Source organism: Runella rosea (assembly GCF_003325355.1).
GTDB classification, from domain to species: Bacteria; Bacteroidota; Bacteroidia; order Cytophagales; family Spirosomataceae; genus Runella; species Runella rosea.
This window is the reverse complement of the sequence record NZ_CP030850.1, coordinates 3,335,138-3,358,640: the sequence shown is the minus strand read 5'-3', so window position 1 is coordinate 3,358,640 and position 23,503 is coordinate 3,335,138. Positions and strand designations below refer to the sequence as shown.

The 23,503-nt window shown below is 45.2% G+C and carries 22 protein-coding genes; 14 read left to right on the top strand and 8 right to left on the bottom strand.

Features of this window, described 5'->3' with window-relative positions; all coding sequences use genetic code 11:
• Positions 1-20: 20 nt before the first annotated feature.
• Positions 21-1,934: a S9 family peptidase gene (locus tag DR864_RS13955; protein ID WP_114067557.1), complete on the bottom strand. Its 1,914-nt coding sequence runs from the start codon at positions 1,932-1,934 to the stop codon at positions 21-23.
• Between the two features lie 205 nt (positions 1,935-2,139).
• On the opposite strand from DR864_RS13955, the gene DR864_RS13950 reads away from it, so the two are divergent.
• From DR864_RS13950 to DR864_RS29825, 3 genes are all read left to right on the top strand, one after another.
• Positions 2,140-3,372, top strand: coding sequence for a sulfite oxidase (locus DR864_RS13950; RefSeq protein ID WP_114067556.1), 1,233 nt, complete (start codon positions 2,140-2,142; stop codon positions 3,370-3,372).
• An 81-nt stretch (positions 3,373-3,453) separates the two neighbouring features.
• Positions 3,454-3,849 (top strand): hypothetical protein, encoded by a 396-nt coding sequence (locus tag DR864_RS13945; RefSeq protein ID WP_114067555.1) that lies wholly within the window; start codon positions 3,454-3,456, stop codon positions 3,847-3,849.
• A 49-nt stretch (positions 3,850-3,898) separates the two neighbouring features.
• Positions 3,899-4,057: a hypothetical protein gene (locus tag DR864_RS29825; RefSeq protein WP_162793817.1), complete on the top strand. Its 159-nt coding sequence runs from the start codon at positions 3,899-3,901 to the stop codon at positions 4,055-4,057.
• Positions 4,058-4,077: 20 nt separating this feature from the next.
• Here the strand turns inward: DR864_RS29825 and DR864_RS13940 are convergent, their stop codons facing one another.
• The gene (locus DR864_RS13940; protein ID WP_162793815.1) at positions 4,078-4,701 is read right to left on the bottom strand and encodes a hypothetical protein; all 624 of its coding nucleotides are present in this window, start codon (positions 4,699-4,701) and stop codon (positions 4,078-4,080) included.
• 305 nt (positions 4,702-5,006) lie between these two features.
• On the opposite strand from DR864_RS13940, the gene DR864_RS13935 reads away from it, so the two are divergent.
• Positions 5,007-6,203 (top strand): RsmB/NOP family class I SAM-dependent RNA methyltransferase, encoded by a 1,197-nt coding sequence (locus DR864_RS13935; protein ID WP_114067553.1) that lies wholly within the window; start codon positions 5,007-5,009, stop codon positions 6,201-6,203.
• Positions 6,204-6,249: 46 nt separating this feature from the next.
• Positions 6,250-7,269: a UDP-N-acetylmuramate dehydrogenase gene (gene murB, locus DR864_RS13930; RefSeq protein WP_114067552.1), complete on the top strand. Its 1,020-nt coding sequence runs from the start codon at positions 6,250-6,252 to the stop codon at positions 7,267-7,269.
• 114 nt (positions 7,270-7,383) lie between these two features.
• Here the strand turns inward: murB and DR864_RS13925 are convergent, their stop codons facing one another.
• The 3 genes from DR864_RS13925 to prmA all read right to left on the bottom strand — a co-directional run bounded on the left by DR864_RS13925 (position 7,384) and on the right by prmA (position 9,850).
• Positions 7,384-7,896 (bottom strand): RNA polymerase sigma factor, encoded by a 513-nt coding sequence (locus tag DR864_RS13925; RefSeq protein ID WP_114070278.1) that lies wholly within the window; start codon positions 7,894-7,896, stop codon positions 7,384-7,386.
• Between the two features lie 305 nt (positions 7,897-8,201).
• On the bottom strand, positions 8,202-9,020 hold the full coding sequence (locus DR864_RS13920) for an SDR family oxidoreductase (protein ID WP_114067551.1): 819 nt from the start codon (positions 9,018-9,020) through the stop codon (positions 8,202-8,204).
• Positions 9,017-9,850, bottom strand: a complete 834-nt coding sequence (prmA, locus tag DR864_RS13915) for a 50S ribosomal protein L11 methyltransferase (RefSeq protein WP_114070277.1) — start codon at positions 9,848-9,850, stop codon at positions 9,017-9,019. The genes DR864_RS13920 and prmA overlap by 4 nt, the downstream gene beginning before the upstream one ends.
• 128 nt (positions 9,851-9,978) lie before the next feature.
• On the opposite strand from prmA, the gene DR864_RS13910 reads away from it, so the two are divergent.
• Complete coding sequence (locus DR864_RS13910) at positions 9,979-12,888, top strand: FAD-binding and (Fe-S)-binding domain-containing protein (RefSeq protein ID WP_114067550.1); 2,910 nt, start codon at positions 9,979-9,981, stop codon at positions 12,886-12,888.
• 12 nt (positions 12,889-12,900) lie between these two features.
• Entirely contained in the window at positions 12,901-13,878 is a 978-nt protein-coding gene (locus DR864_RS13905) for a hypothetical protein (RefSeq protein ID WP_162793813.1), read from the top strand.
• Positions 13,879-13,907: 29 nt separating this feature from the next.
• Here DR864_RS13905 and DR864_RS13900 read toward each other — a convergent pair whose 3' ends face one another.
• From DR864_RS13900 to DR864_RS13890, 3 genes are all read right to left on the bottom strand, one after another.
• Positions 13,908-14,552, bottom strand: coding sequence for a response regulator transcription factor (locus DR864_RS13900; protein WP_114067548.1), 645 nt, complete (start codon positions 14,550-14,552; stop codon positions 13,908-13,910).
• Between the two features lie 81 nt (positions 14,553-14,633).
• A complete protein-coding gene (locus tag DR864_RS13895) occupies positions 14,634-14,984 on the bottom strand; it encodes a LytR/AlgR family response regulator transcription factor (RefSeq protein WP_114067547.1) in 351 nt (116 codons plus the stop codon).
• 441 nt (positions 14,985-15,425) lie between these two features.
• Positions 15,426-16,172, bottom strand: a complete 747-nt coding sequence (locus DR864_RS13890) for an LCIB family protein (RefSeq protein ID WP_114067546.1) — start codon at positions 16,170-16,172, stop codon at positions 15,426-15,428.
• 448 nt (positions 16,173-16,620) lie between these two features.
• On the opposite strand from DR864_RS13890, the gene DR864_RS13885 reads away from it, so the two are divergent.
• The 7 genes from DR864_RS13885 to DR864_RS13855 all read left to right on the top strand — a co-directional run bounded on the left by DR864_RS13885 (position 16,621) and on the right by DR864_RS13855 (position 23,472).
• Complete coding sequence (locus tag DR864_RS13885) at positions 16,621-16,902, top strand: helix-turn-helix domain-containing protein (protein WP_114067545.1); 282 nt, start codon at positions 16,621-16,623, stop codon at positions 16,900-16,902.
• Positions 16,903-17,042: 140 nt separating this feature from the next.
• Positions 17,043-17,324 (top strand): response regulator transcription factor, encoded by a 282-nt coding sequence (locus DR864_RS13880; protein ID WP_162793811.1) that lies wholly within the window; start codon positions 17,043-17,045, stop codon positions 17,322-17,324.
• Positions 17,325-17,503: 179 nt separating this feature from the next.
• Positions 17,504-18,586 carry a hypothetical protein gene (locus DR864_RS13875; protein WP_162793809.1) on the top strand — a complete coding sequence of 361 codons (1,083 nt, stop codon included), beginning with the start codon at positions 17,504-17,506 and terminating at the stop codon, positions 18,584-18,586.
• Between the two features lie 27 nt (positions 18,587-18,613).
• Entirely contained in the window at positions 18,614-20,986 is a 2,373-nt protein-coding gene (locus tag DR864_RS13870; RefSeq protein WP_114067542.1) for a TonB-dependent receptor, read from the top strand.
• Positions 20,983-21,807, top strand: coding sequence for a DUF4249 domain-containing protein (locus tag DR864_RS13865; protein ID WP_114067541.1), 825 nt, complete (start codon positions 20,983-20,985; stop codon positions 21,805-21,807). Before DR864_RS13870 ends, DR864_RS13865 begins: the two co-directional genes overlap by 4 nt.
• Before the next feature lie 4 nt (positions 21,808-21,811).
• Positions 21,812-22,453 (top strand): hypothetical protein, encoded by a 642-nt coding sequence (locus tag DR864_RS13860; RefSeq protein ID WP_114067540.1) that lies wholly within the window; start codon positions 21,812-21,814, stop codon positions 22,451-22,453.
• Positions 22,454-22,863: 410 nt separating this feature from the next.
• Positions 22,864-23,472, top strand: coding sequence for a porin family protein (locus DR864_RS13855; RefSeq protein WP_114067539.1), 609 nt, complete (start codon positions 22,864-22,866; stop codon positions 23,470-23,472).
• Positions 23,473-23,503: the final 31 nt, after the last annotated feature.

The window sequence follows — 23,503 nt, the reverse complement described above, 5'->3', positions numbered from 1 at the left end:
CTCATTCGTTATTCGTAAAATCACTTCAGCGTTTCATCCAGCCAATTGTAAAATTCACGTTGCCAGACCAACGCATTTTGGGCGCTGAGTACCCAGTGGTTTTCGTCGGGTAGGTACAGTAACTTGCTTTTGATGCCGCGAAGCTGGGCCGCCTGAAATGCCTGCAAACCCTGCTCCAGCGGTACACGGTAGTCTTTGCCGCCCTGTATAATAAAGATTGGCGTGTCCCATTTTTCTACAAAATTGCTCGGCGACTGACCAAATGAGCGTTGTGCTACGGCGTTTTTCTTATCCCAATACGGGCCGCCTTTTTCCCAATTTTCAAAAAACACTTCTTCGGTGCTGCCGTACATGCTTCTGAAATCAAAGATACCATCGTGCGAAATGAAGGTCTTGAAGCGTTTGGCGTGCATGCTTGCCATCGCAAAAACAGAAAAACCACCGAAGCTTGCGCCGATGCACCCGCGACGGTTTTTGTCTACAAACGGTTCTTTGGAAACGTCGTCGATGGCACTTAAATAATCTTTCATGACCAAGCCGCCCCAATCTTTGCTGACCTGCTCGTTCCATTGGGTACCGTGCCCGGGCATCCCCCGGCGGTTAGGCGCTACAATAATGTACCCCTGCGACGCCATCAATTGCAGATTCCAGCGATAGGAATAAAATTGGGTCAAAGGCGATTGCGGCCCGCCCTGACAGTAAAGCAGCGTTGGATATTTTTTGGTTGGGTCAAAATTGGGCGGGTAAACCACCCATACAAGCATTTTTTTGTTATCGGTCGTGGTCACAAAACGGCGCTCGGTTTTGCAATTGGCTAAGGTTTTGAGGGCTTCGTCGTTGACATGCGTGAGTTGCTGCATGGCTCCCGTGGCAATATCGACGGTGTACAACTCAGCGGGGTGATTCATGTCGGTGCGTGATACGATGAGGGTTGAGCCTGTTTGGCCTACGATGCCAGTCACGTCAAAATCGCCTTTGGTGATTTGCGTAATGAAGGGCATCATCTTGGTCAGGCCCGGGTAAGTAACGCTGAATAATTGCAGCGTTCCGTTGGTTGGTGCCCAAAAGTAGATCGAACGGCCGTCGTCGCTCCACCGAAACCCTTCGACGTGGATGTCGTCGCGCTGCTGCGTCAGGTTCATTTTGACGGTGCCGTTCATGACCACAATATCCTGTTTATCCGATTCGTAGCCGTCGCGTTTCATTTGAAGCCACGCCAGTTGACCGCGACTGTTGAATTCGGGGGCCACGTCGTAGCCTTTGTTTTCTTCCGTCAGGTTTTTGGTAATACCCGTTGTGATATCATACTCGAAGAGGTCGGTGTTGGTGCTTACAGCATAGGCGGTGCCGAATTTTTTCTTGGTCACGTACACGATGCGCTTGCCGTCGGGATGCCAGATGAAATCTTCATCGCCCCCGAAGGGCTTCTGCGGACAATCGTGCGGCTCGCCGGCCATGATGTCTTTGGGAGTGCCGGGTTTTCCGTTGACCAACGGCGCCATAAATACGTGGTCAAATTTGCCGTCTTCCCACGTATCCCAGTGGCGGTAATTGAGGGACGTAAACACGTAAGCGTTTGATTTTTTCAGGTCGGGATATTTGTCAGCCCCCGTGATATTGATTACTTTGACGGCATCGCTGCTGATGATAAATTTGCCATCGGAAGAGATCTTGGTGTTCGCCAACAGGCTATCTGTGTTGGTGATTTCAACGGCGGCCCCTCCTTTGACGGGCATTTTATAGGTTTTTCGCTGACTTTTGTTCTCTTCTACGTTGGGAATACTGACCGAATACACCACAAATTGTTTGTCTTTGGAAAGCCCCAGTGCCGACACGCGCCCCATTTTCCAGAGGAGTTCGGGGGTGAGCAAGGTTTGGGCGGTGGTGGAAAGGGCTATGGAAATAATAACCCACAAAAGCGTTATTTTTTTCATACGAATCGGGCGTTTTTTTGTTCAAACATACGGAGAATCTTTCAATTTATGCTTTCTGTAATAAGCCCGATAGGGAGGAATAACGCGTTTTTACGTTAATCCCATAATCCCGACAAAAGAACTTTTCAATTATACATTTTTTTGTAGCATCTTTGAAAAATGAAATCATCCGGTAATTCCATAGATTATAAAATTAAGTAGAGACATGAAGGAAACGCTGCACAACCGTCGCGGTTTTTTAAAGAAAAGCGCCTTGACCACACTGGCGGGAATCGTCGGAACGGAGATCGTTTTTGCCGAAAATATGCCCAAAAATCACGTTCCATTGGCCTTTGATGAGGGTTTGAAAGGAAAACATCCCGACATGATCGTGTTGAGTGATAAACCCTGGAACGTTGAAACCCCGCCCCATTTGCTGGACGATGCGGTGACGCCCATTGAGCGAATGTTCATTCGTAACAATGGCCTCGTGCCCGAAGAAAAAATTGACCCAAAAGCATGGAGCTTGACCATCAAAGGGGAGTCGGTCAAAGCCCCGAAAACCTATACCCTGAGCGAGCTGAAAACTAAATTCAAGACCTATACCTATCAGTTGGTGCTCGAATGTGGCGGCAACGGGCGCTCGGGATTTGTGCCCCAAACCTCCGGCAATCAGTGGGATCAGGGCGCGGTAAGCTGCGCCGAATGGACGGGCGTACGTCTGAAAGACATTCTCAACGACGTGGGCCTGAAAGACGATGCGGTCTACATCGGGTATTACGGCAAAGACCTACACCCCAGCCGCGACCCGAGCAAGGTGGTGATCTCGCGCGGCGTGCCCATCAAAAAAGCATTGGAAGACGAAACCCTCGTGGCGTGGGCGGTCAACGGCCAGGAACTGCCGCTGATGCACGGCTTTCCGTTGCGGTTGGTTATCGGTGGGTGGCCCGCTTCGGTGTCGGGCAAGTGGCTGCACACCATTGCGATTCGCAACAAAGAGCACGACGGAGCCAAAATGGACGGACAGAGTTACCGCGTGCCACGTCAGCCGATTTCGCCCGGGGAAAAGCTGGCCGAGACGCCCGAAAACTTTCGTATTATTGAATCCATGCCCGTCAAATCGCTGATAACGTCTCCCAAATCAGGCGCTATGCTCGACTTGGGCAAAACCCTTTCGCTACGCGGCCACGCATGGGCGGGCGATCTTGGGATAAAAGAAGTTCAAGTTTCCATTGATTACGGAGCCACTTGGCAAAAAGCAAACGTGCAGCCTCCCAAAAACCGCTTGGCGTGGCAGCACTGGTCGGCGCAGATCCAACTCCCCAAAAAGGGCTATTATGAAGTATGGGCCCGCGCCACAGATGCCAATGGGGTAACACAGCCGATGGTGATTCCGGCTTGGAATCCCGGAGGATACCTCAACAACGCCTGTCATCGAATTGCGGTAAAAGCCGTTTAGTGAACCGAAAAATGATAAGCCGAAAAATGTAAAAATGTCGGAAATAAGTATTTTATATTCGTCATTCTCTCACTCGATTCTATGATAAAGAAACTATTGCTAATAATCTGCACCATTGGCCTATTTGTGGCGGCGGTGCAGCGGGAACAGAAATACGGCACAAAACCCTCGTCCACGCAGGCATTGGCCGACAGCGTGGATGCCGAAACGGGCTTGGCGCTCGACCCTCATTTTGCCATTGTCAAAGCCCAATGCACGGGCTGCCACTCGCCGAAGCTAATCTTACAGCACCGCTTCACCCGCGACGAATGGTTGAGCAAGATTCGCTGGATGCAGCGCAATCATAAGCTATGGGATTTGGGCGAAACCGAAAAAACGGTGTTGGACTATCTCGCCAAACATTACGCCCCCAACCAAACTGCCTATTCGCGCCGGGAGGCATTACGCAATGTAAAGTGGTATCCTTTGGAGAAGTAAATTGTGGAGTTGGAGGTTTTATTTCTTGCCTGTTTTTGGGGCACTTACCGTGTTGCAAACACTCTCATTTATTCTTGGTTCGAAGTGCGGAACACTCCGAACAACTTGGGGGCTTTGTTGGGCGGATTTGGGTGGTATGTATTTGGGTGCTTACCGTGTTGAAAATGCGCTGTTTATTTTGGTTCGGAGTGTGAAACACTCCGAATAGCTGGGATATTGTTAAAAATCTTAGGAAAAATCAATTGGCTTTTCAAGTTTTTTTAAAACCCAATTGTTGTTAAATATGTGTATTCCTGTTGTTTCTTTTAATAAATGACCTTTTTGATAATAGATCAAGATATGTTTTGGTGTAAGATAAAATACGATGTTATTCATCTCGCAATGATTATCAATCATTATTATTCCGTACTTATTTTTGATTGTTGATAATGATTTTATCTCCTCAAAAGGATTTCTTAATGTGAATAGAGAATCAGTAGCAATTTTTAGCTTTTCTGCATTGGAGTTGGTTTTGGAAATTAAATATTCAGATTTTGTTTGTATAAAGTCATAATTTGACCATTCTGAAGTGTCAGTTTTGAAACTGATAGATATCGGAAAATCTTTTTCAAATTTATGGATTTGTAAAACTCTAAACCAAATAGAATCCTTTAAGTTTGGGTTGTAAAAGATGCTGAAATCTTTAAAATGCCAAATTTCGTTACCACGTGGTGTAACGCTCCAATCGCAAAATTTGGTTAAAATAGATTCGTCTAAATTTTCAACAATACTTTTTGCATTTAACTGTATTTCCCGTTCGTTATAACTGTTGCATGAAACAAAAGTAAGAGTTATAAAAAGTAGGTATTTCACGATATTTTGTTTGTTCTTTTTAATAACTGCACCCAAGGTAAGGCAATAACCATCAGTTACAGGTAGTTTTCCCGCATCTCCCCCCCCACAAGCTTATCAAAAAGCATCTGCATTCCCAAAGAGATTAGTGTTTTTTTATCCTATGGCATTAAGATACCTTAGCGGAAGGCTTTTGGGAGCATAGTCCAAAACAAATCGAGTATCCATTTATGCCTTTTATCAAGGGCAAAGGAACTGACTTCCTTCTAAATGGTGTTCGGTAAAGACTGTGTTGCCGGCAATGGGCATATTTTGATTCAAATTTCATGAAATACCACCGCGTTTTAGTGGAGGCGATCGTTTTTTCGCTGACCGAAATATTCGAAAAAGGGCGTCAGGCCGATAAAGTAATTGAGCAGGTGCTCAAATCCAACCGCAAATGGGGCGCGCGCGACCGGGGCTTTATTGCCGAAAATACCTATGAGATTGTCCGCTGGTGGCGAATGCTGGACTTTGTCACGGGGCACTTGGGGAACCCTTCGTATCTGGACTTTTTTGCGGCGTGGCAACTGCTGAAAGGCAACGAACTGCCTCCGTGGACGGAATTTGCGCACATCAAGCCCGCGGCCATCCGTCAAGCTTATGAAGAAGCCAAAAAAAGCCGTAAAATTCGGGAGTCGATTCCCGATTGGCTGGATGAAATCGGCGCGGCCGAATTGGGCACGGCCTGGGAGGATGAACTGCACGCGCTGAATCAAACGGCGCCCGTGGTGCTGAGAGCCAATACCCTCAAAACCACGGCGACAGAATTGAAGGAGGCGCTGGCCAGCAAAGAGATTTTTACCGAAATCCTTTCTGGGTTGCCCGATGCGTTGAAGTTGAAGGAGAAAAAGAACGTCTTTCAAACCGATTATTTCCAAAATGGACAGTTTGAAGTGCAAGATGCTGGTTCGCAGCGCATTGCGCCCATGTTGGATGTTCATCCGGGGATGCGCGTCATTGATGCTTGCGCGGGCGCGGGTGGCAAAACCCTACATTTGGCGGCATTGATGCACAATCAGGGGCGACTCATTGCGATGGATGTAGAAGGTTGGAAACTGGAAGAGTTGCGCCGTCGAGCGCGACGGAACGGGGTCAGCAACGTAGAAACGCGCGTCATTGAACCTAAAACCATCAAACGCCTCCGCGATACCGCCGACCGCGTGTTGTTGGATGTGCCCTGCTCGGGATTGGGCGTTTTGCGTCGAAATCCCGATTCTAAGTGGAAAATGAAACCCAATTTTTTGACCCAAATTCGCCAAACACAGTACGAAATCCTGACCAATTATTCGCAAATGGTGAAACCTGGCGGGAAGTTGGTGTATGCTACGTGCAGCATTTTGCCGTCGGAAAGTGAAGACCAGGTGAAGCGTTTTTTGGCCGAGCAGGGCGCAAAATGGCAGCTTTTGGAAGAAGCCCGAACCTCACCAGCGCGTGATGGATTCGACGGGTTTTACATGGCTTGTTTGACGAAACCTTTGTGAAACAACCATTTTTTACGTTCTTTGCACCAGAATCTACTACGGTAAAATGCTTACCATTCAAAGCAACGTTTCTCTTAAATCATACAATACCTTCGGCATAGATGCTACGGCTCGCTATTTGGTAGAAGTGGATAATGACGAAGACATTCAGACATTACTCCAGCTTCCTGACGTGCAGACGTTGCCAAAACTTATTTTGGGCGGCGGCAGTAATCTTCTTCTCACGCAGGATTTTAACGGGCTGGTGGTCAAAATCAATATCAAGGGCATTCGGACGGTCAAAGAAGATCAGGAAAATGTGTGGGTGCGGGTGGGTGCTGGCGAAAATTGGCACGAATTTGTGCTTTACTGCGTAGAACGAGGATTGGCAGGTCTTGAAAATCTTTCTCTTATCCCTGGCACCGTCGGAGCCGCTCCCATGCAAAATATCGGGGCATATGGCGTCGAAATCAAAGATACTTTCGAACGACTCGAAGCCGTCCATATTCTTACGGGTCAAAAACGGGTTTTTACCAATGAAGAATGTCGTTTTGGCTACCGCGATAGCGTGTTCAAAAATGAATTGAAGGGGGAGTACATTATTTGCAATGTTCAGTTCAAGTTGCAAAAAACACCCGTATTTCATGTTTCGTACGGCGATATTCAAAAAACGCTCGATCAAATGGGCGTCAAAGAGTTGAATATCAAGGCTATCAGCGACGCCGTCATTAAGATCAGACGTAGCAAATTGCCTGACCCCGTCGAAATTGGTAACGCGGGCAGTTTCTTCAAGAACCCCGAAATTTCGGTGATGCAATACGAGCACCTGAAATTGATGTATCCTGAAATACCAGGCTACGTTATCAATAATGAGGTCGTAAAAGTGCCCGCTGGATGGTTGATTGAACAATGTGGCTGGAAAGGTAAACGCTTCGGAAGCATTGGGGTGCACGCCCGTCAGGCGCTTGTGTTGGTCAATTATGGTGGTGGTAAAGGGACTGAAATCAAGCAGTTAGCTGAGAAAATTCAGTCTTCCGTTGAAGAGCAATTCGGAATTCGTCTGCATACCGAAGTCAATTTTATCTAAAACAAAAAAGTTGACCGGACACCGATCAACTTTTCGAAACCTTCCTCTTTTTAAACTGGCAGCTTCGCTTTATCGGTTAAGATAGCTAAGCCGCCAATGTCTCATTATCCCTACTCAAAATGGATGCGCATAGACGTATAGCTTGTCTTTGAGCTCTTTCCGCGCAATGTGAATTCTATTTTTAACCGTTCCGATGGGAATGCGCAAGCGGTCAGCAATTTCGTGGTATTTGAACCCCCGATAGTACATCATAAAAGGGGTACGATAGGCTTCCTCTAGTGAATTAACGGCTTTGTTGATATCGTCCATGGCAAACTTACCAGCGGCTTCGTTCTCGGTACTGTTTTCAAAAGAATTGATGTAGTGTAAGTTGTCGCTTGTGTCGATAAAGGTATTCTTCCGCACCATACGCTGGTAGTTGGTGATGAAGGTGTTTTTCATGATTGTATACAACCATGCCTTGAGGTTTGTGCCGTCGGCGTATTTGTCACGATTAGTAAAAGCCTTCAACAGCGTATCCTGCAACAAATCGTTAGCATCTTCGCTGTCTTTTGTTAAACGCATCGCAAAGGGCTTCAGTGACTTTGACACTTTAGCGATGTGGTAAGTGAACTCGATAGCTGTCATTGTGGGCTTATTTGAATGTTTTGGTTTCGGTTTGTTGAACAAATTTAGTAAAACATTAAACAAACTTCCAAATTAATTTTAAATAAATCTGCAAATATTAAATTTAGTCATCAGTTTTTTGGACTAAAATGAGTGATTTTGTATTGGTTTAGTAATATTATAGTATTATTTTTAGGTCAATTTTGAGCTTTTGTCTTTAAAAAGTTCAAAAAAATATACTTGTTTAACGTATGACAATTAACGTTAAACAAAATTGAAATAAAAATAAGTGTTTGACTTTTGTTGATGGTTAATTAAACAAAAATCTACAGCTGATACAGAAATTGGAGGGGGTTAGAATACAGAAATGGATAGTTGAGTTTATCCAGTAATTTTTGAGAGGAGACAATTTTAAATGGATTGATTTCGGCAGTACTAAACGTGGGGGGCTGATAGCCAAAAGGAGCACAACTCGCAAGGTATACTTCTCGACGGGTAGGGTGCATTGGTGCCACTACATTGTAAGTTTCATTCCATACCGACGGGTTTTGTAAAAATGCCTTGATGACTCCGATGACATCGTCGCGGTGGATATAATTGACGGGAACTTCGCCAGTAGTAATGTTTTTTTTACCTGAAACATATTTTGCGGGGATGCGTTCGTACCCCATCAAGCCGCCGCAACGTAATATAAGCCATGCTTGGGGCAATGATTGAATCAATAGTTCTGCTTCGGCCAACGTGGGAGCGGCTGATTGACTGGGATAAACCACATCTTCTTCCTTTACTTCCCGGTTGAGCTCAGGATAAACGGAGGTTGAACTGATATAAATGACCCTTTGGGCGGGGCTATCTTTTACCAACTCTATCAAATGGCGTATTTGGGCCGTGTGAAAATCTGGCCCTGCACGCTCCAGTCGTGGAGGAATGTTGACAACCAGCACGTCGCAATCCATCAAATAATCCCAGCCAATACCTTTGGGTTCTGGCGTAAGTTGGAGCCATAGGGGTTCAATCTCAAGGGCGCGCAAAACGGCCAATTTTTCGACACTCGTCGTGCTTCCTTTTACGGTGTGCCCTTCTCGGGCAAGTTGTGCGGCCAGCGGAAGACCCAGCCAGCCGCATCCTAAAATGCTTATTTTCATGGTTTTTCAAATCTTAAAACCGCCCATTGATTGAGGGTTTTTTGGGCTACTAATCGAAGACTTACTTCTTCGGCTTTTTGAACAATATCGGCAATGTCAAATTCATAAAACCCGCTGACCATCAGCGTTCCGCCATTGACCAAAAATTCTGTATAGGTAGGAATTTCCTGCAACAGAATATTTCGGTTGATGTTGGCCAGTACAATATCATACGTAGCGGTGGGGCAATCGGCAATCGTTCCCTGAAAAACATGGATGTGCGTGCAGCCATTCATGGCGGCATTTTCTACGGCATTGAGGTAGGCCCATTCTTCAATGTCAAAGGCAGTGAGTCGGTTAGCGCTGAGTTTCTCGGCCAGAATGGCTAAAATTCCCGTGCCACTTCCCACGTCCAACACCGATTTTTTTTGATGGTCGAGCAAAAGTTGCTGTTCCATCACCAGCGTAGTGGTTTCGTGATGCCCCGTTCCAAACGACATTTTGGGGTCAATTACGATGTCGTACTCAAACGCGGGGTCGGGCGTGTGATAAGAAGCACGTACCCGAATTCTGCCCGCCACCTCAATCGGCTGATAATTGCGCTCCCATTCTTCGTTCCAGTTTTTGGTTTCGAGTTGTTGGGATTCAAACGTAATGGCCGTCATGGATTGATACCGCTCAACGATTTGCTGGAGAGCGTCTAAGTCAAAGCTGGTGTCGGGAATATACGCCGAGATACCGTCGTTGGACTCGACAAAAGATTCGTAGCCAATCTCAGCCAATTCAGCCATTAAAATGTCGTTATAGTCTGGATTGAGCGTTAAGCGTGTTTCAATATAAGTAGCAGGCATTTTTGTAAAATTCTTGTTTTTGGTAAATAATTTAAGGTACACCCAGAGGTTGAATGTTTATCCGTAAAGGGAGACAAAGGTACGCCCAATCTGATTTTAAATTACATTTGCACAAATGATTCGTCCCAATGTTTTACGCTACACCTACTCAACTTCCTTTTCAACAATTAACCCTTGATTTTGAGGGAGAATTCTATTTTGACAATTCGGTTACCCACCAAGCCATTCGGCGGTTGTACTCAACCGATGCTTCTGTATATCAGGAAACACCGCTGGCGGTAGCCTTACCGAAAACAATCAGTGATATTCAAAAACTCATTTTGTTTGCCGTCGAGCATGGCCTCACGCTGATTCCGCGCGCGGCGGGAACTTCCCTTGCGGGCCAAGTGGTAGGTGAGGGAATTGTGGTGGATATTTCTAAATACTTTGACAAAATCCTCGAAATAAATGCGGACGAACGCTGGGTGCGCGTGCAGCCGGGTGTGATTCGTGACGACCTCAATGTGGTCTTGAAGCCCTACGGTTTGATGTTCGGACCCGAAACGTCTACTGCTAACCGTGCCATGATTGGTGGGATGATTGGTAATAACTCATGCGGGCTACACTCCATCAGTTGGGGCGCTACCCGCGACCATTTAGTGGAAGTTAAAGCCTTATTAAGCGATGGAAGCGAGGTGGTTTTTGGCCAACAATCGATCCCCAATCAAGCAGATTCTCTGCGGGAGCGTATTGAGCAAGGCCTTACTTCACTTTTGACAGACGCAGGCAATCAAAAACTTATTCGGGAGAAATTTCCAAAAAAAACGGTCACCCGCCGTAATTCAGGCTACGCGCTTGACGCGCTGCTTGATGTACCGAACGGCGGCTTGAATCTCCCCAAACTTATTGCGGGCTCAGAAGGAACGCTGTGTTTTATTACCGAAGCCAAACTCAACCTTTTGCCCTTACCACCCGCCGAGCTTGGGTTGCTGTGTGTGCATTGCCATTCGCTGCATGAATCACTGCTGGCAAACGGTATCGCAATGAAACACCAGCCGTTGGCGTCGGAGTTGGTGGATAAATACATCATGGATTTTACCAAAGAGCACAACGAATACCGTCACAATCGCTTTTTTATTGAAGGTGATCCCGCGGCGATGCTCATGGTGGAATTTGGTGCGGAAACCCGCGTAGAAGTAGAAACAACGGCGGCAAAATTGGTGGCTGAACTGAAGCTCAACGGCCTAGGTTATGCGTATCCGTTGTTGTTTGGCCATGAATCCAAAAAAGCTTGGGATGTGCGCAAAGCAGGCTTGGGCCTGATTCGAAACTTGCCTGGCGATTTACAGCCCGTCAACCTCATCGAAGATTGCGCCGTAGCGGTGGAAGATTTGCCGAATTATATCGAAGATTTGGGCGAAGTGCTCAAAAAACACCAAGTACATGCTTCGTACTACGCCCATGCAGGAGCTGGCGAGCTGCACGTGGAGCCGATGGTTAACCTGAAAACTTCGGAAGGTAAGGCCAAGTTTCGGGCTATCTTGGCAGATACGGCCATGTTGCTCAAAAAATACAATGGTTCGCTCTCGGGCGAGCACGGCGACGGCCGCCTGCGCGGCGAGTTTATTCCGTTTATGATGGGAGAGGAAGTGTATGGGTTGTTTCGGGAAGTAAAAAATTTGTTTGACCCGCAAGGAGTATTCAATCGGGGGAAAATTGTGGATACACCGCCGATGAACGAATTCCTGCGTTATCAGCCCGACCAAAAAGCCCCTCATATCGAAACAGTTTTTGATTTTTCAAAACAAGAAAGCTTGTTAAGATTGGCCGAAAAGTGCAGTGGTTCGGGCGATTGTCGTAAAACGCACATTACTGGAGGGACCATGTGCCCAAGCTACATGGCAACGCGGCGTGAGCGCGACACAACCCGCGCCCGCGCCAATATGCTGCGTCATTTTTATACTGAATCGTCTTCGGTCAATGCCAGTGCCGAAGAAACCAAGGAGATTTTGGACCTTTGTTTATCCTGTAAAGGTTGCAAATCGGAGTGCCCGTCGAGCGTGGATATTTCCAAGATGAAGGCGGAGTTTTTGCAAAGCTATTATGATAAAAACGGAGTGCCGTTTCGGTCGCGGTTGATTGCCAATTTTTCGCAACAGATGCGTTTGGCAAGCATTGCACCGTGGGCGTATAATTCCATTTTTGGCAATGAATCACTGCGGCGCATCGCCAACAAAGTGGTGGGTTTTCACCCCGACCGAACCATGCCAATGTTGTCAAAAACAACCCTTAAAGATTGGCATAAGGCCAGAACACAAAGCGGAGGTAAGCGGGTGTATCTTTTCTGCGATGAATTTACAAATTACAACGACGTTGAAATAGGCCAGAAAGCGATTTTATTGCTCGAAAAACTAGGCTATGAAGTCATCATTCCCAAGCACTCCGAAAGCGGCCGGACGTATCTTTCAAAGGGCTTGGTGAAAGAGGCAAAGAAAATAGCGATTCAGAACGTAGAAATGCTCAAGGATGTCATCTCTGACAATGCCCCTCTGATTGGTATTGAGCCTTCCGCTATTTTGACTTTTCGGGATGAATACCTCGATTTGGTCCCCAATGAACTTCAGGAAGCCGCCCAAAAATTAGCCAAAAATGCCCTGCAGTTTGAAGAGTTTATTGCGCGAGAAATAGATGTAAAACGTATTCATCGTCAACAGTTTACGAATGAACAAAAAACCATTAAATTGCACGGGCATTGCCATCAAAAAGCCTTGTCGTCGCTGACGCCGAGCAAAAAGATGCTGTCATTGCCCGAAAATTATACCGTTCAGTTGATTCCTTCGGGTTGCTGCGGCATGGCGGGGTCTTTTGGCTACGAAGAGGAGCATTATGATTTGTCGATGCAAGTGGGTGAATTGGTGCTTTTTCCTACGGTACGTCAACAGCCCGAAGAGGTCATTATTGCCGCGCCAGGCACGAGTTGCCGCCATCAGATTAAAGATGGTACTGGGCGAAAAGCCAAACATCCGATTGAGATTTTGTGGGAAGCTTTACGTAGTTAAACAGACATGACCATGCGGTATTTACTCCTTTTGCTTATTGGCTGTTTGCGGAGTTTTGCCCAGCCAAATGTGCATATTCAAGGCTATTTTGAGGGGTTTCCTTCTTCGCAGTATCAGATTTTTTTGGATACCCCTTTGGGCTTTTCTCCGTACGACCCCGAAGCTGTATTGAAAGAGCGTACCGACGAAAGTGGCTGTTTTAAAGCCGATTTATGTATTGAATCGCCCCAAAAAGTAACGGTTGAATGTTTGGGGTACCGCGTTGATTTTTTGCTCAAACCCAACGACACCCTTTATTTTGTCAACCCTAGCCGGTCGTCTCTTCCGGTCGTAAAAGGCCCAACGGCTCGTTTACACCAGTTTTTGTACGGGAGTTTGTTGTTGGGGCAGGATTCTCTCCTGCGCAAACCCCTCTTTCAACACATGTCGTTGGAAGATTATTCGTTTGTTATCAATGATCTTGCTACTCAGTCGGCAGAACGTTTTCAACGTGAGCAGGATACCACAAACCGAGAGATTAATGCGTACGTTTTGGCGTCTTTGGAAGGACAAAAATATTTACGCAAACAAGCCTACCTTCGGAGTTTGGGTGAAGCTTCCAAAAATGAGTCGATTAGCCTGAAAACGATGGACGATGAAGCCCTTATTTCGGATATTTACCGCGAGGCGTTGTATTCGCGGTGGCTGGGTTTTTTACCAGGGCCTTTTATGAACCGAAATGCCGTTGTACAGATCGACAGTACGGTGTGGGAAGGAAGGTATAATTCGATCTATGAAGGACTACGTAAATTTCCCCAAACCCGAGAATTGATGCTTGCTAAAACCGTACAGAGGGCATTTTCGTTGGCGCATTTTTCACCCGAGAAAGAATACACGGTTGCGGGAAAGTTGTTGGAACGGTTTAAAGAAGATTTCCCTGAATCTCCTTACTGTAACGTCCTGCATCAGGAATTTCTGGCAAGATTGATAAGGCCGAAGATAAAGAATTAATTGGCCGATTGAATTGGCGTCGTTGATTATCAGTCAATTAGCTTGTGCTTAATGGCAAATCGTACCAAGCCGACTACGGTATTCAGACGTAGTTTTTTGAAGATATTTCGGCGGTGGGTCTCAATGGTATTGATACTGACATTCAATTGTTTGGCAATGGCTTCACTGGAAAAATCATGTACGATAAACCGGATAACTTCGATTTCTCGTTTGGTTAAATGCGGCACTCCGTCCACGATTTCGTGGCCATTGGGGACGTCAGGATTGGGAATAGAAGACAGTTGTTTTTCTATATCGCGGCTAAAATATCGCCTTCCTTCGCCAACTTCAGTCAAAGCCTTTCGCAATTCGTCGGGGGAGGCACTTTTTAGAATATATCCACATGCTCCCGCCTGAATAGCTTCCCGAATCTGGGAGGCATCTTCCACCATGGTCAGCAAAATTACCTTTATATGAGGGAATCGTTCCTTCACACGAATAGTAAACTCAATACCACTCAAAAGAGGCATATTGAGGTCAGAAACGACGATATCTATGGGTACCTCTTCCACTAGACGGAGCGCTTCCAAGCCATTCGTTGCTTTGGCAACAATCTGAACCCCTTCTTTTTTTTCTAAGAGAGCTGCCAAGCTTTCAAGCAAAATCAGGTGGTCATCTGCCAACAATACGCGCATAGGAAGGTACTTTTTCCTGAAAATATAGAATCTTTTTTGATATAAAGTCAAATTGATTCTCAAAAATAAATAGGATGGTAGCTAAGTCGTTGATTTTAAACGGGACTTCCCCAAAAGGCGCATGATAGTTGTTCGCTTTCGCCTTGAAATGGGAATAGAAGTGCCGTCGGTCATCAAAATAGAATGACTGTGGGGGTTTATGCCCAAAATATACCGACTGTTGATAACATAACTCTTGTGGACCCGTACAAATTGTTGCGGGAGCTGTTCAAGGTAGAGACCTAACGACCGGCAGGTAATGACGGGCTGCCCTTTTGCGGGGATAAAGCGGGTGTAATTTCGAACACCTTCCAAACGCACTATACTTTCCAAGTCGAATGAAAAGAGATGCTGATGGCCTAAATCTGCAGAAATGAATAGTTGTGGATTCATAATAATCAATGCTAAAGTTTTTAAAATAGTAGGGTAAAGATTCTAATGAAGTAGGGCAAAGATTTGAATACCCAAATTTCATACAAGATTAGGCAAGGCGCAATACTGGAATTCCGGTATTTTTATCCTAAAAAGGTCTTTATTTTTCTAATTTTTGCAGTTTTTTACCTTATTGGTCTGTTGATAAAGAAAAAGTCGATGTTAAGCACTCGTTTTGGAGTGCTCAATTGTAGAGAACGGCGTTGAGAAAAATATGCCAAAAAGTACAACTGACTGTGGTGGAAGAATGACCAAGTACGGCTGAGCAAGGGGAAGAAAAGACAGACTGCTTGGAGCAAGCTCAGTTGGGGGATGAACGATGCGGGTCTTTCAAAATTTAGGGCCGCCGATACATACAATTGTACGCTCTCGACGGCCCCGTTCAATTTCAATTGTTATTGCTTAGTTGTCGTAGTAATCCAAGACGCTCTTTTTTTCTTTGGTGGCCAAATCAATAATGTCGAAACGTTTTGCGCTGGTATAAGACCCCATGTCAGAATCGCTGTTGATGAGGATGGTGCCAAACAGTATTACGTACTTACAGTGGTAGTTTGTTTTTTCGACCAATTCATGAATACGTTGGTCAATGGCCTCATAAATTACTTCGGTTGCTTCATAAAGTGGTACGGCGGCGCTGAGTATTCGGTCTTTTTGGCGGAGCAATATTTGCTCAATGGTGTTCATTTGGAAGTCCATTTCGGTCACGTTGCCTTCCACAATTTGATTGTTCACCAGTTTGTTGAGCGCACCTTTGGCGGCTCCGCAGCATCCCGAATTTTTTGCCTGACCGATGCGCTTAATCTCACCGATAACTCCGTCTTTGGTGATGCCGATGTGGGGGCCGTAATAGATAAAGACCGCACCTTCGTCGGGTACGTGGCTGGCAAAGGCCCCCATGCCCGTAAGGCCCGTAAAAGGAAAACCATCCAAGCCGCCCATTTTGAAAGGCCCCAAAAACTCGTGCGCTCTGGATGGATACTGAATGGCGTTTACATCGTCGCTGCAAATACTGTCGGCCAACATGATTTGGCCAGGCTCTAAATCTAAATGCTCTTCCAGAAAGTCGATGAGTTTGTTTACACTATCAATCGTGGTGACGGCATTGGGATAATAATTTCTTATTATCGCTAATTTTTCTCGTTTTTTCATACTTGCGAATGGCTAAAAAGGTTTTGATTGGGGTGTTAAGAAAATGCTAAGTGCTTCAGTACGCTTTGAATGGGTAGTTTATTTACAAAGTAAAAACGGAAAAGGAAGTAAAGATAATTTTATCCTAAAAAAACAATTTGCGCGGCTTTTATACCCATAAGTCACGGGGCAATTTGGCTTGTATTAGAGAGTAAAAGGCTGCTATCAACCCTCATACACCGTTTGATAACTATTATTTGTTTTTCTCAAAAAAACCAGTTTATATTTGGCACGCTATACGTTTATGGGCGTACAGCTCTTCTACCCTGCTTCTTGATGAACGAATTATTGACAGCCCGTGCCGAAAGGCTGTTCATCAGATGCTATCTATCTATCTATCTATCTATCTATGGTAGAGGTTGCCGATGAACACCTCAGAAAGGGTTTAAGTATCTAAAAATCAAAAAAGATGACAGCCCAGTGCCCGCAACCAGACCATTTCGACCCATTGAACAGATTAGATATTTTTCTGCTCCGCCAATCTATTTTTCTCTCCCCACAGGAGCTCAATGTGCTGTATTGGGCCAAAGAAGGCAGGAACAATCGGGAGATAGCCGATCAATTGGGCACGGCCATCTGTACGGTGAAGAAGCACAAAAACAACCTCATCGCTAAGCTCGGTGTGGAAGGAAAGGCGGGCTTGCAACAATTTTTGTTTCATGCCGCCCAAAATGTACCCCCTATTTTGTAGTTCAACAGTTGGTGCTGATACGCAGCATTATCATTATTTTTTCAACGTTTAGAAAAACTCATTTTAATCAATGCCATGCCTGCTTAGAGAGAATCTGTGCAAGTAATGGTTTATAAATGAGCTATTTAAATAAATATCGAATGCCGAACAAAACAGCCGCTGACTCCCCTGCCGAGGAGTTGGAAAAACTGAAACAACTGAATACCTTTCTGCAACGCAGGTCGATTGCGCTCACGCCGCAGGAGCTAAAAGTGCTCTACTATGCCATCCAACGCCGCACCAATGCCGACATAGCAACGGCTTTGGAGGTAAGCATCGCCACCGTAAAGACCCACAAAAACAACCTTATTTCAAAATTGGGGGTAGCAGGGAAGGATGGTTTTCACAAATTTTTGTTGGAAATGGCCCATTATCGCCTCTAGGGTGGAGAAAAATTCACCCTAGGGTTGAGGCGCGGCAAAAATCTTTTGCGGAGATTTGCCCCTGACTATTGCGCAATAGTGAGTTAAAAAAAGAAAAAGCCACCACGACTTTGGACGGCTGCGGTGACTTTTTCAGACAGTTCAAACAATTTTTTAACCATTTAAACTCGTACAAATTTATGAAAAAGTTCTTTAACTATCGCCACATTTACTTATTGGGTATTTTACTCTACATTACCTCATGTCAAAAGCCAGAGGATTTAAAGAATGAAATAACTCCTACTGTTCACAATCGTGCAGAATATGATAAAAATCTGGTTGATGAATCAATTTCAGGGCTTTATGATGTGAAGCAGGGTATTTTACATTTTAAAAATCTGGAATCTTTTCAAAAAACATGGGATGCAATCCAATCCGCAACAATTGAGGAAAGGAGTTTATTTTGGAAAAATGGTAATTTTCAAAGCTATGCAAAACAATATTCCGAAGTAGTGCAGAAATTATCAGCAGCTACTAATAAGTCAGAGTATGATTCTATTTATGCTGAGAACCAGGATATAGTGAAAACAGGCGAAAATGGAAGATTAAAACCGAAAGCAGGTGATTCCTTTATAAATCATTTTATTAATCGACAAGGGCTGGTGTATATAGGAAAGATGTTATACAGCTTTGGCGAAAATCAACAAAAGATAGCTTTCGATGGTAGTCTTACTACTGTCAAAGGAAATCAAAACTCTAAGCAGTTGATGCTGTTAAATAATACTGTATCAAGTGTGAATAATGCAAAATTGGCCAGTTGTACTTATTTTAATACAAGTGTAACTCAAAATGGAGATCGGAAAGCTACCGCCTCTACCCAAACAGCAAATTACTGGTTCCCGTCGGGAACAAATCACTTAGGGCAGACACTATATACCTTAAAATGGACAATTCGAGTTTTAGGTTATCCTGAGAAAAAGAATGTTTGGGGAAATTGGGTTAACTATAGCACTGCTAATACGCTAAAAGCAAGTTTCTATCTTTACGTAAAATTTATTAATCCGCCCTATTCCCCGTATCCTTTTGAAGGTCAGAAGTATGTAAATTGTAACTATTCAAATACTTGGACTGATATAACATACGATGCCTATCTTGATTTTACGAATGTGCTGGACCCTGAATCGGTTTCTTCACAGCAATATTCTTATGTAGAGGCAGGAGGAGTGGGTTGGAATACGTATTCTACAGGAGGTGTGAGTGAATTCACATATGGTTGCCCCTAACAGTACAATTAACTATTTTTTGAGTCTATGCGTTTTTGGAAATGGATGGTGGGTGTTTTGGTGGGAGGAGGCTTGCTCAATGAAGCCTATTCTCAAAAGATAGTGGTCAAAGGAGTCGTTATGGAGGCAGGGACGAATGAGCCCCTGACCTCCGTAACGATTGTCGACAGTACCCGTAAGCTCTTTACGACCACCAATCGGTACGGGTACTTTAATGTTATTCCGAACAAACTGCCCGTTGCTCTCCAAATCTCATTGGTTGGCTACGAGGCCCAACAGGTATACATCACCAAAGATACCGTCTTAAGGCTCTATTTGAAGCCTCAAACGTTGCAGGAGGTGGAGGTCAGGGCGAGTTATCAACCCACCCTTCAGCCCAATCTTGTGACCCTTACGCCTACACTGCTCAACAATCTGCCGAGTGTGGGAGGGGAGAAAGACCTGCTGAAAGCCATCAGTATTTTTTCCGGGGTGGCGGCCGGCAGCGAACTTTCATCGGGGATCAACGTACGGGGAGGGGCCAACGATCAAAACCTGTATTATCTGGATGGAGCACCCATCTACAGTGTCGGGCATTTGTTTAATTTCCTGTCGCTTTTCAATCCTGATGCGGTGCAGCGGGTGCATTTTTATAAAGGAGATTTTCCGGTAGAATACGGCGGGCGACTTTCTTCGGTGACGGATGTGTCTTTTCGGGAAGGCAATAAAAATCGGTGGGAAGGAAAGGCGGAAGTGGGCGTTGTTTCGGCCAAGTTCTCGTTGGAGGGGCCCATCAAAACCAATAAAACTTCTTTATTGCTGACCGGGCGCAGTGCGTATCTGAATCTCTTTAATTTGGGTAAGAAAAAAGCCATTCAGAACCATGAGCAGGGGAATTTTTTAGGGTATAATTTTTATGACCTTAATGTAAAGCTCAATCATTCCTTCAATCAGAATCATAAGCTGTTTTTGAGTTATTATCGGGGAGTGGATTATTACGAGGTACTTCAAAACTCGCTCTTTGGAACCAACGTCGATCATAACCTTCGCCGATTAACCAACCAATTGCTTTCGGTACGTTCGTACCATGTGCTGAGTTCACGCCTTTTTCTTCAAACGGGGCTTCATTTTACACAATACGCGTTTCGGTACAATGAAGGATCGACGATGTTCAGGGTAGCTACCGTTCAGCCCAAACCGTGGATGAAACCGGAAAAAACATTTACGAAGATCAGTGAAATTTATACCATCAGCAACGGAAAAATACAGGACGTATCCGCCAATTTTCTGGCTGATTGGACCGTCGCTTCGGGCGTCAAAGCAAAACTGGGGGCCGATCTCATTCACCATACCTATGAGCCCGTTTCGTACCGTCGGAAAGAAGAAAATCAGGATTCTGTGTCGCTTAAAGAAGCCTCCGCTTCGGCTTTGGAGGGCGGAGTATTTGGCAGTTTGATGGTAAACCTATCCTCCAAAATGCAATGGAATGTCGGGGCAAGGTACTCGTATTTTCAAACAAAGCAGGTGAATTACCAAGGGCTTGAACCCAGAACATCGCTTACGTACCGGACAGACAATGCAAGCATTCAGCTTAGCGCCACCCGGATGATTCAGTACAACCACGCGCTGGTAAAAAGCGGAGGATTAACGGATAAAATCACGTGGGTGCCTTCAACACCGGGTATTTTGCCGCAGTCCTCGTGGCAGTACGCCGTCGGTTGGTCGCAGTCGCGCCCGGGGCAAACGTTTAAGTACAGCATTGGGGCTTATTATAAACAAATGCAGAATCTGAGCATGTACCGCTATTACTATGGCGATCCTTACCTGTATTATCGTTGGGAGGCAAATACCCTGTCGGGAGGCAAAGGACGGGCCTACGGACTGGAATTGACCGCTGAAAAAAGCTTTCGACGTTGGTCCGGGGGAGTCAATTATACCTTATCGCGGAACCAACGACACTATGACGAACTGAACGAAAGCAAATGGTTTAATGATCTCTACGACCGCCGTCATATCCTCAACCTCAATGGTGTCTATAAAATGAGTAAGACCCTGCAACTGTCTTTTTTGTGGGTGTATTACAGCGGACAACGCTATGATCTGCCGGCCGGTAGGATCGCCGCCAATCCGCTGGTGCCTGAATACGTTGTGTATGACCAAAAAAACAATGGAAAATACCCCGATTATCACCGATTGGATGTTGGGTTGACAAAAAAATATTTTTTAACCAAAGGGCGTTATTGGGAAATCAACCTCAACGTGTATAACCTCTACAGTCGGAAAAATACGTATCGACTGTATCCGGCGGTGGAAGTCATTACCGATGAGCAGCATCGGCCGCTTGAACGTCGAAACGTCATAAGATCGGCCTCCGTCTTTCCGATATTACCGTCCATAAGTATTGCTTATAAATTCAGATGATGCGTAGTTTCCCGGTGCTTTTGCTGGCTTGCGGAATCATTTCCTGCGAAGTCATTTCAACCAAAAACGTCAAGTTGCCGTCTTCTCCTGAGAAGTTGGTCGTGAATGGCGTGGTTTCTAATGTGGGCGTGGGCGTTTATGTGACCAAAACGCTGCCCGTGCTGCAATCCAATCCCACGTCTCCGCTTCTGGAAGCGACGGTAAGTCTGCAAACGAATGGAATGCCGTGGGCGGTATTACAAAAGGGTGCCGATCTGTATATGTCAGACAGCAATTGGAAGTATACCGATAATCTTACGGTAGAGGTACAGCATCCTGCATTGGGAAAAGCCTTGGCTGTACCCGAGCCCCTTCCGAGTGCGCTAACGATGAGTGAGGTCTCGGCCGTGTATACGAAACAACAAACAGAGGCGTCCATTAACCTGGCTTTTCGGGATGTATCGGGCGCAGATTATTATGCCTACAAAATGATCGCGGTCAAAGACGGCGTGCCGTTGACCAACGAAAGTATCTATAAAATACCGCTGGATGCGTTGATGAACGATTTGAGTTTTGACAATCAAACAAAGAAAATCATCTCCCGCCTGTTTTTACTCAAAGAAGCAGGCAATAATCAAACGATTAGGGCAAATCAGGTAAAAGTGTATCTGTATCACCTCTCCGCCGCCACTTACGACTATTATCGCTCCCTGCGTGAATATGACTCGTACAATGAGGATACGTTTGCGGAGGTATTGCCGGTTAAAAATAACATTCAAAACGGCTACGGCTTTGTGGGTGCCTGCAGCATTGATACCATTACAGTCAACATAAAACAATGATTCCATGAAAACAGTACCAAGTCTGATTTGTGCATTTGCCGGCTTATTGTTGACCGGCACCGGTAGTTACGCCCAGGTAACCGATGGATTTTCGTTTGGCCTGAAAGCAGGGGCCAACAGGATGAGTACAAAAATAATTAACAGGCCGAGTAATTATAATGGTCAATTGCGCGGTGTGGGTGTTTCAAACGGTTTTCAGGTGGGAGCGTGGGCTACGCTTCCGGTGAGCCGTTGGTTATTTATAGATACCGACCTGTATTTTCAGCAAAGAGAAAATAAGTACGAAGACCCGAGCAATAGTGATATTATATTCGCTTACAATACCTACAGGTATGCAGGAGTCAGCGGCAGGGTAGGGTTTATGTATAAAGGGGCTTTTGTGAGTGTAGGTCCTGAGATGAATGTCTTGCTGGCTACAAAGACAAGGGCAAAAAATGAAGCTCAGGGGGTTGAATGGGGCATCAATGCGCGTTTGGGGTATCAATACAGGCGCGTCAGAATAGAGGCTTTTTATACAAAAGCACTCACTCATTATGAACAGATTACATTTATTAATCAGGGAGATAAACTTCAACATCTTTTTTACGGAAATACCCTTGGGCTTTCATTAGGGGTAAGATTGTTTGGAGGGAAAGAGCGGAGATGATGCGGTGATTCATAATACCCCAACAGCCCGCTTCATCGAAGCGGGCTGTTGCTGTTATAGGAACTATTACTCGAAATTACCCTTGTGAAAGCGCTTCGGCTCCACCGACAATCTCCAGGATTTCCTTGGTGATAGATGTAACATCTTCAAAAATTTTTGTTGGAAATGGCCCATTATCGCCTCTAGGGTGGAGAAAAATTCACCCTAGGGTTGAGGCGCGGCAAAAATCTTTTACGGAGATTTGCCCCTGACTATTGCGCAATAGTGAGTTCAAAAAGAAAAAGCCACCACGACTTTGGACGGCTGCGGTGACTTTTTCAGACGGTCCGCCGATGCTACATTCTAAACAATCAGTTAACCATTTAAACACAGATTTATGAAAAACAGAACTAAAACTAATCGTTATAGCTATGAAAACCGGTAAGAAAGCACTGTTTGTCTGTTTATTTTTATTCACATGGATAAACGTAAACAGGGTACTGGGACAGAGTCATTTTGCTATTGCTCCTGTGATAGGTATTATCCATGGGTCTGTAACAGCAAATAACTATTTTGATATTCCTGCTGTTCGCGATAAAGGCTATGGGCCCTTGTTAGGTGTAATGGGGCACTATTTTGTAACTCCCAAGTGGTCGATTTCAACGGGGATGAATTATCACAGGATTAACTATCGAAGAACAACTCCAAATGAAAATCTATATAAAAGTAATCATTGGAATATTCCTGTATTGATAAACTACAAGATAATTGATCGTGCTTTGTCTCCGTATTTTTCTGCCGGGGGAGTTCTTTCATCTCGTTCAGTTTACCTAGATATTGCCCTAGCAAGGCCTAAATTTGCTACAGCTTTCGATCTTACTATTGGTGCTGGGGTTATTTATAAACCTACTTCAAGGGTGGGTTGGATCATACAGCCCTTATGGCAAAAAGAAGTAGCGCCCAAACCCAACAATGCTATACTTCCCAGGTATAATGCCTCAAAGGTTTCGTTACAGGTACAGATGCTTGTTCAGCTTTAAGTACAGAGGCTGATCGAATCAGGAATATGTT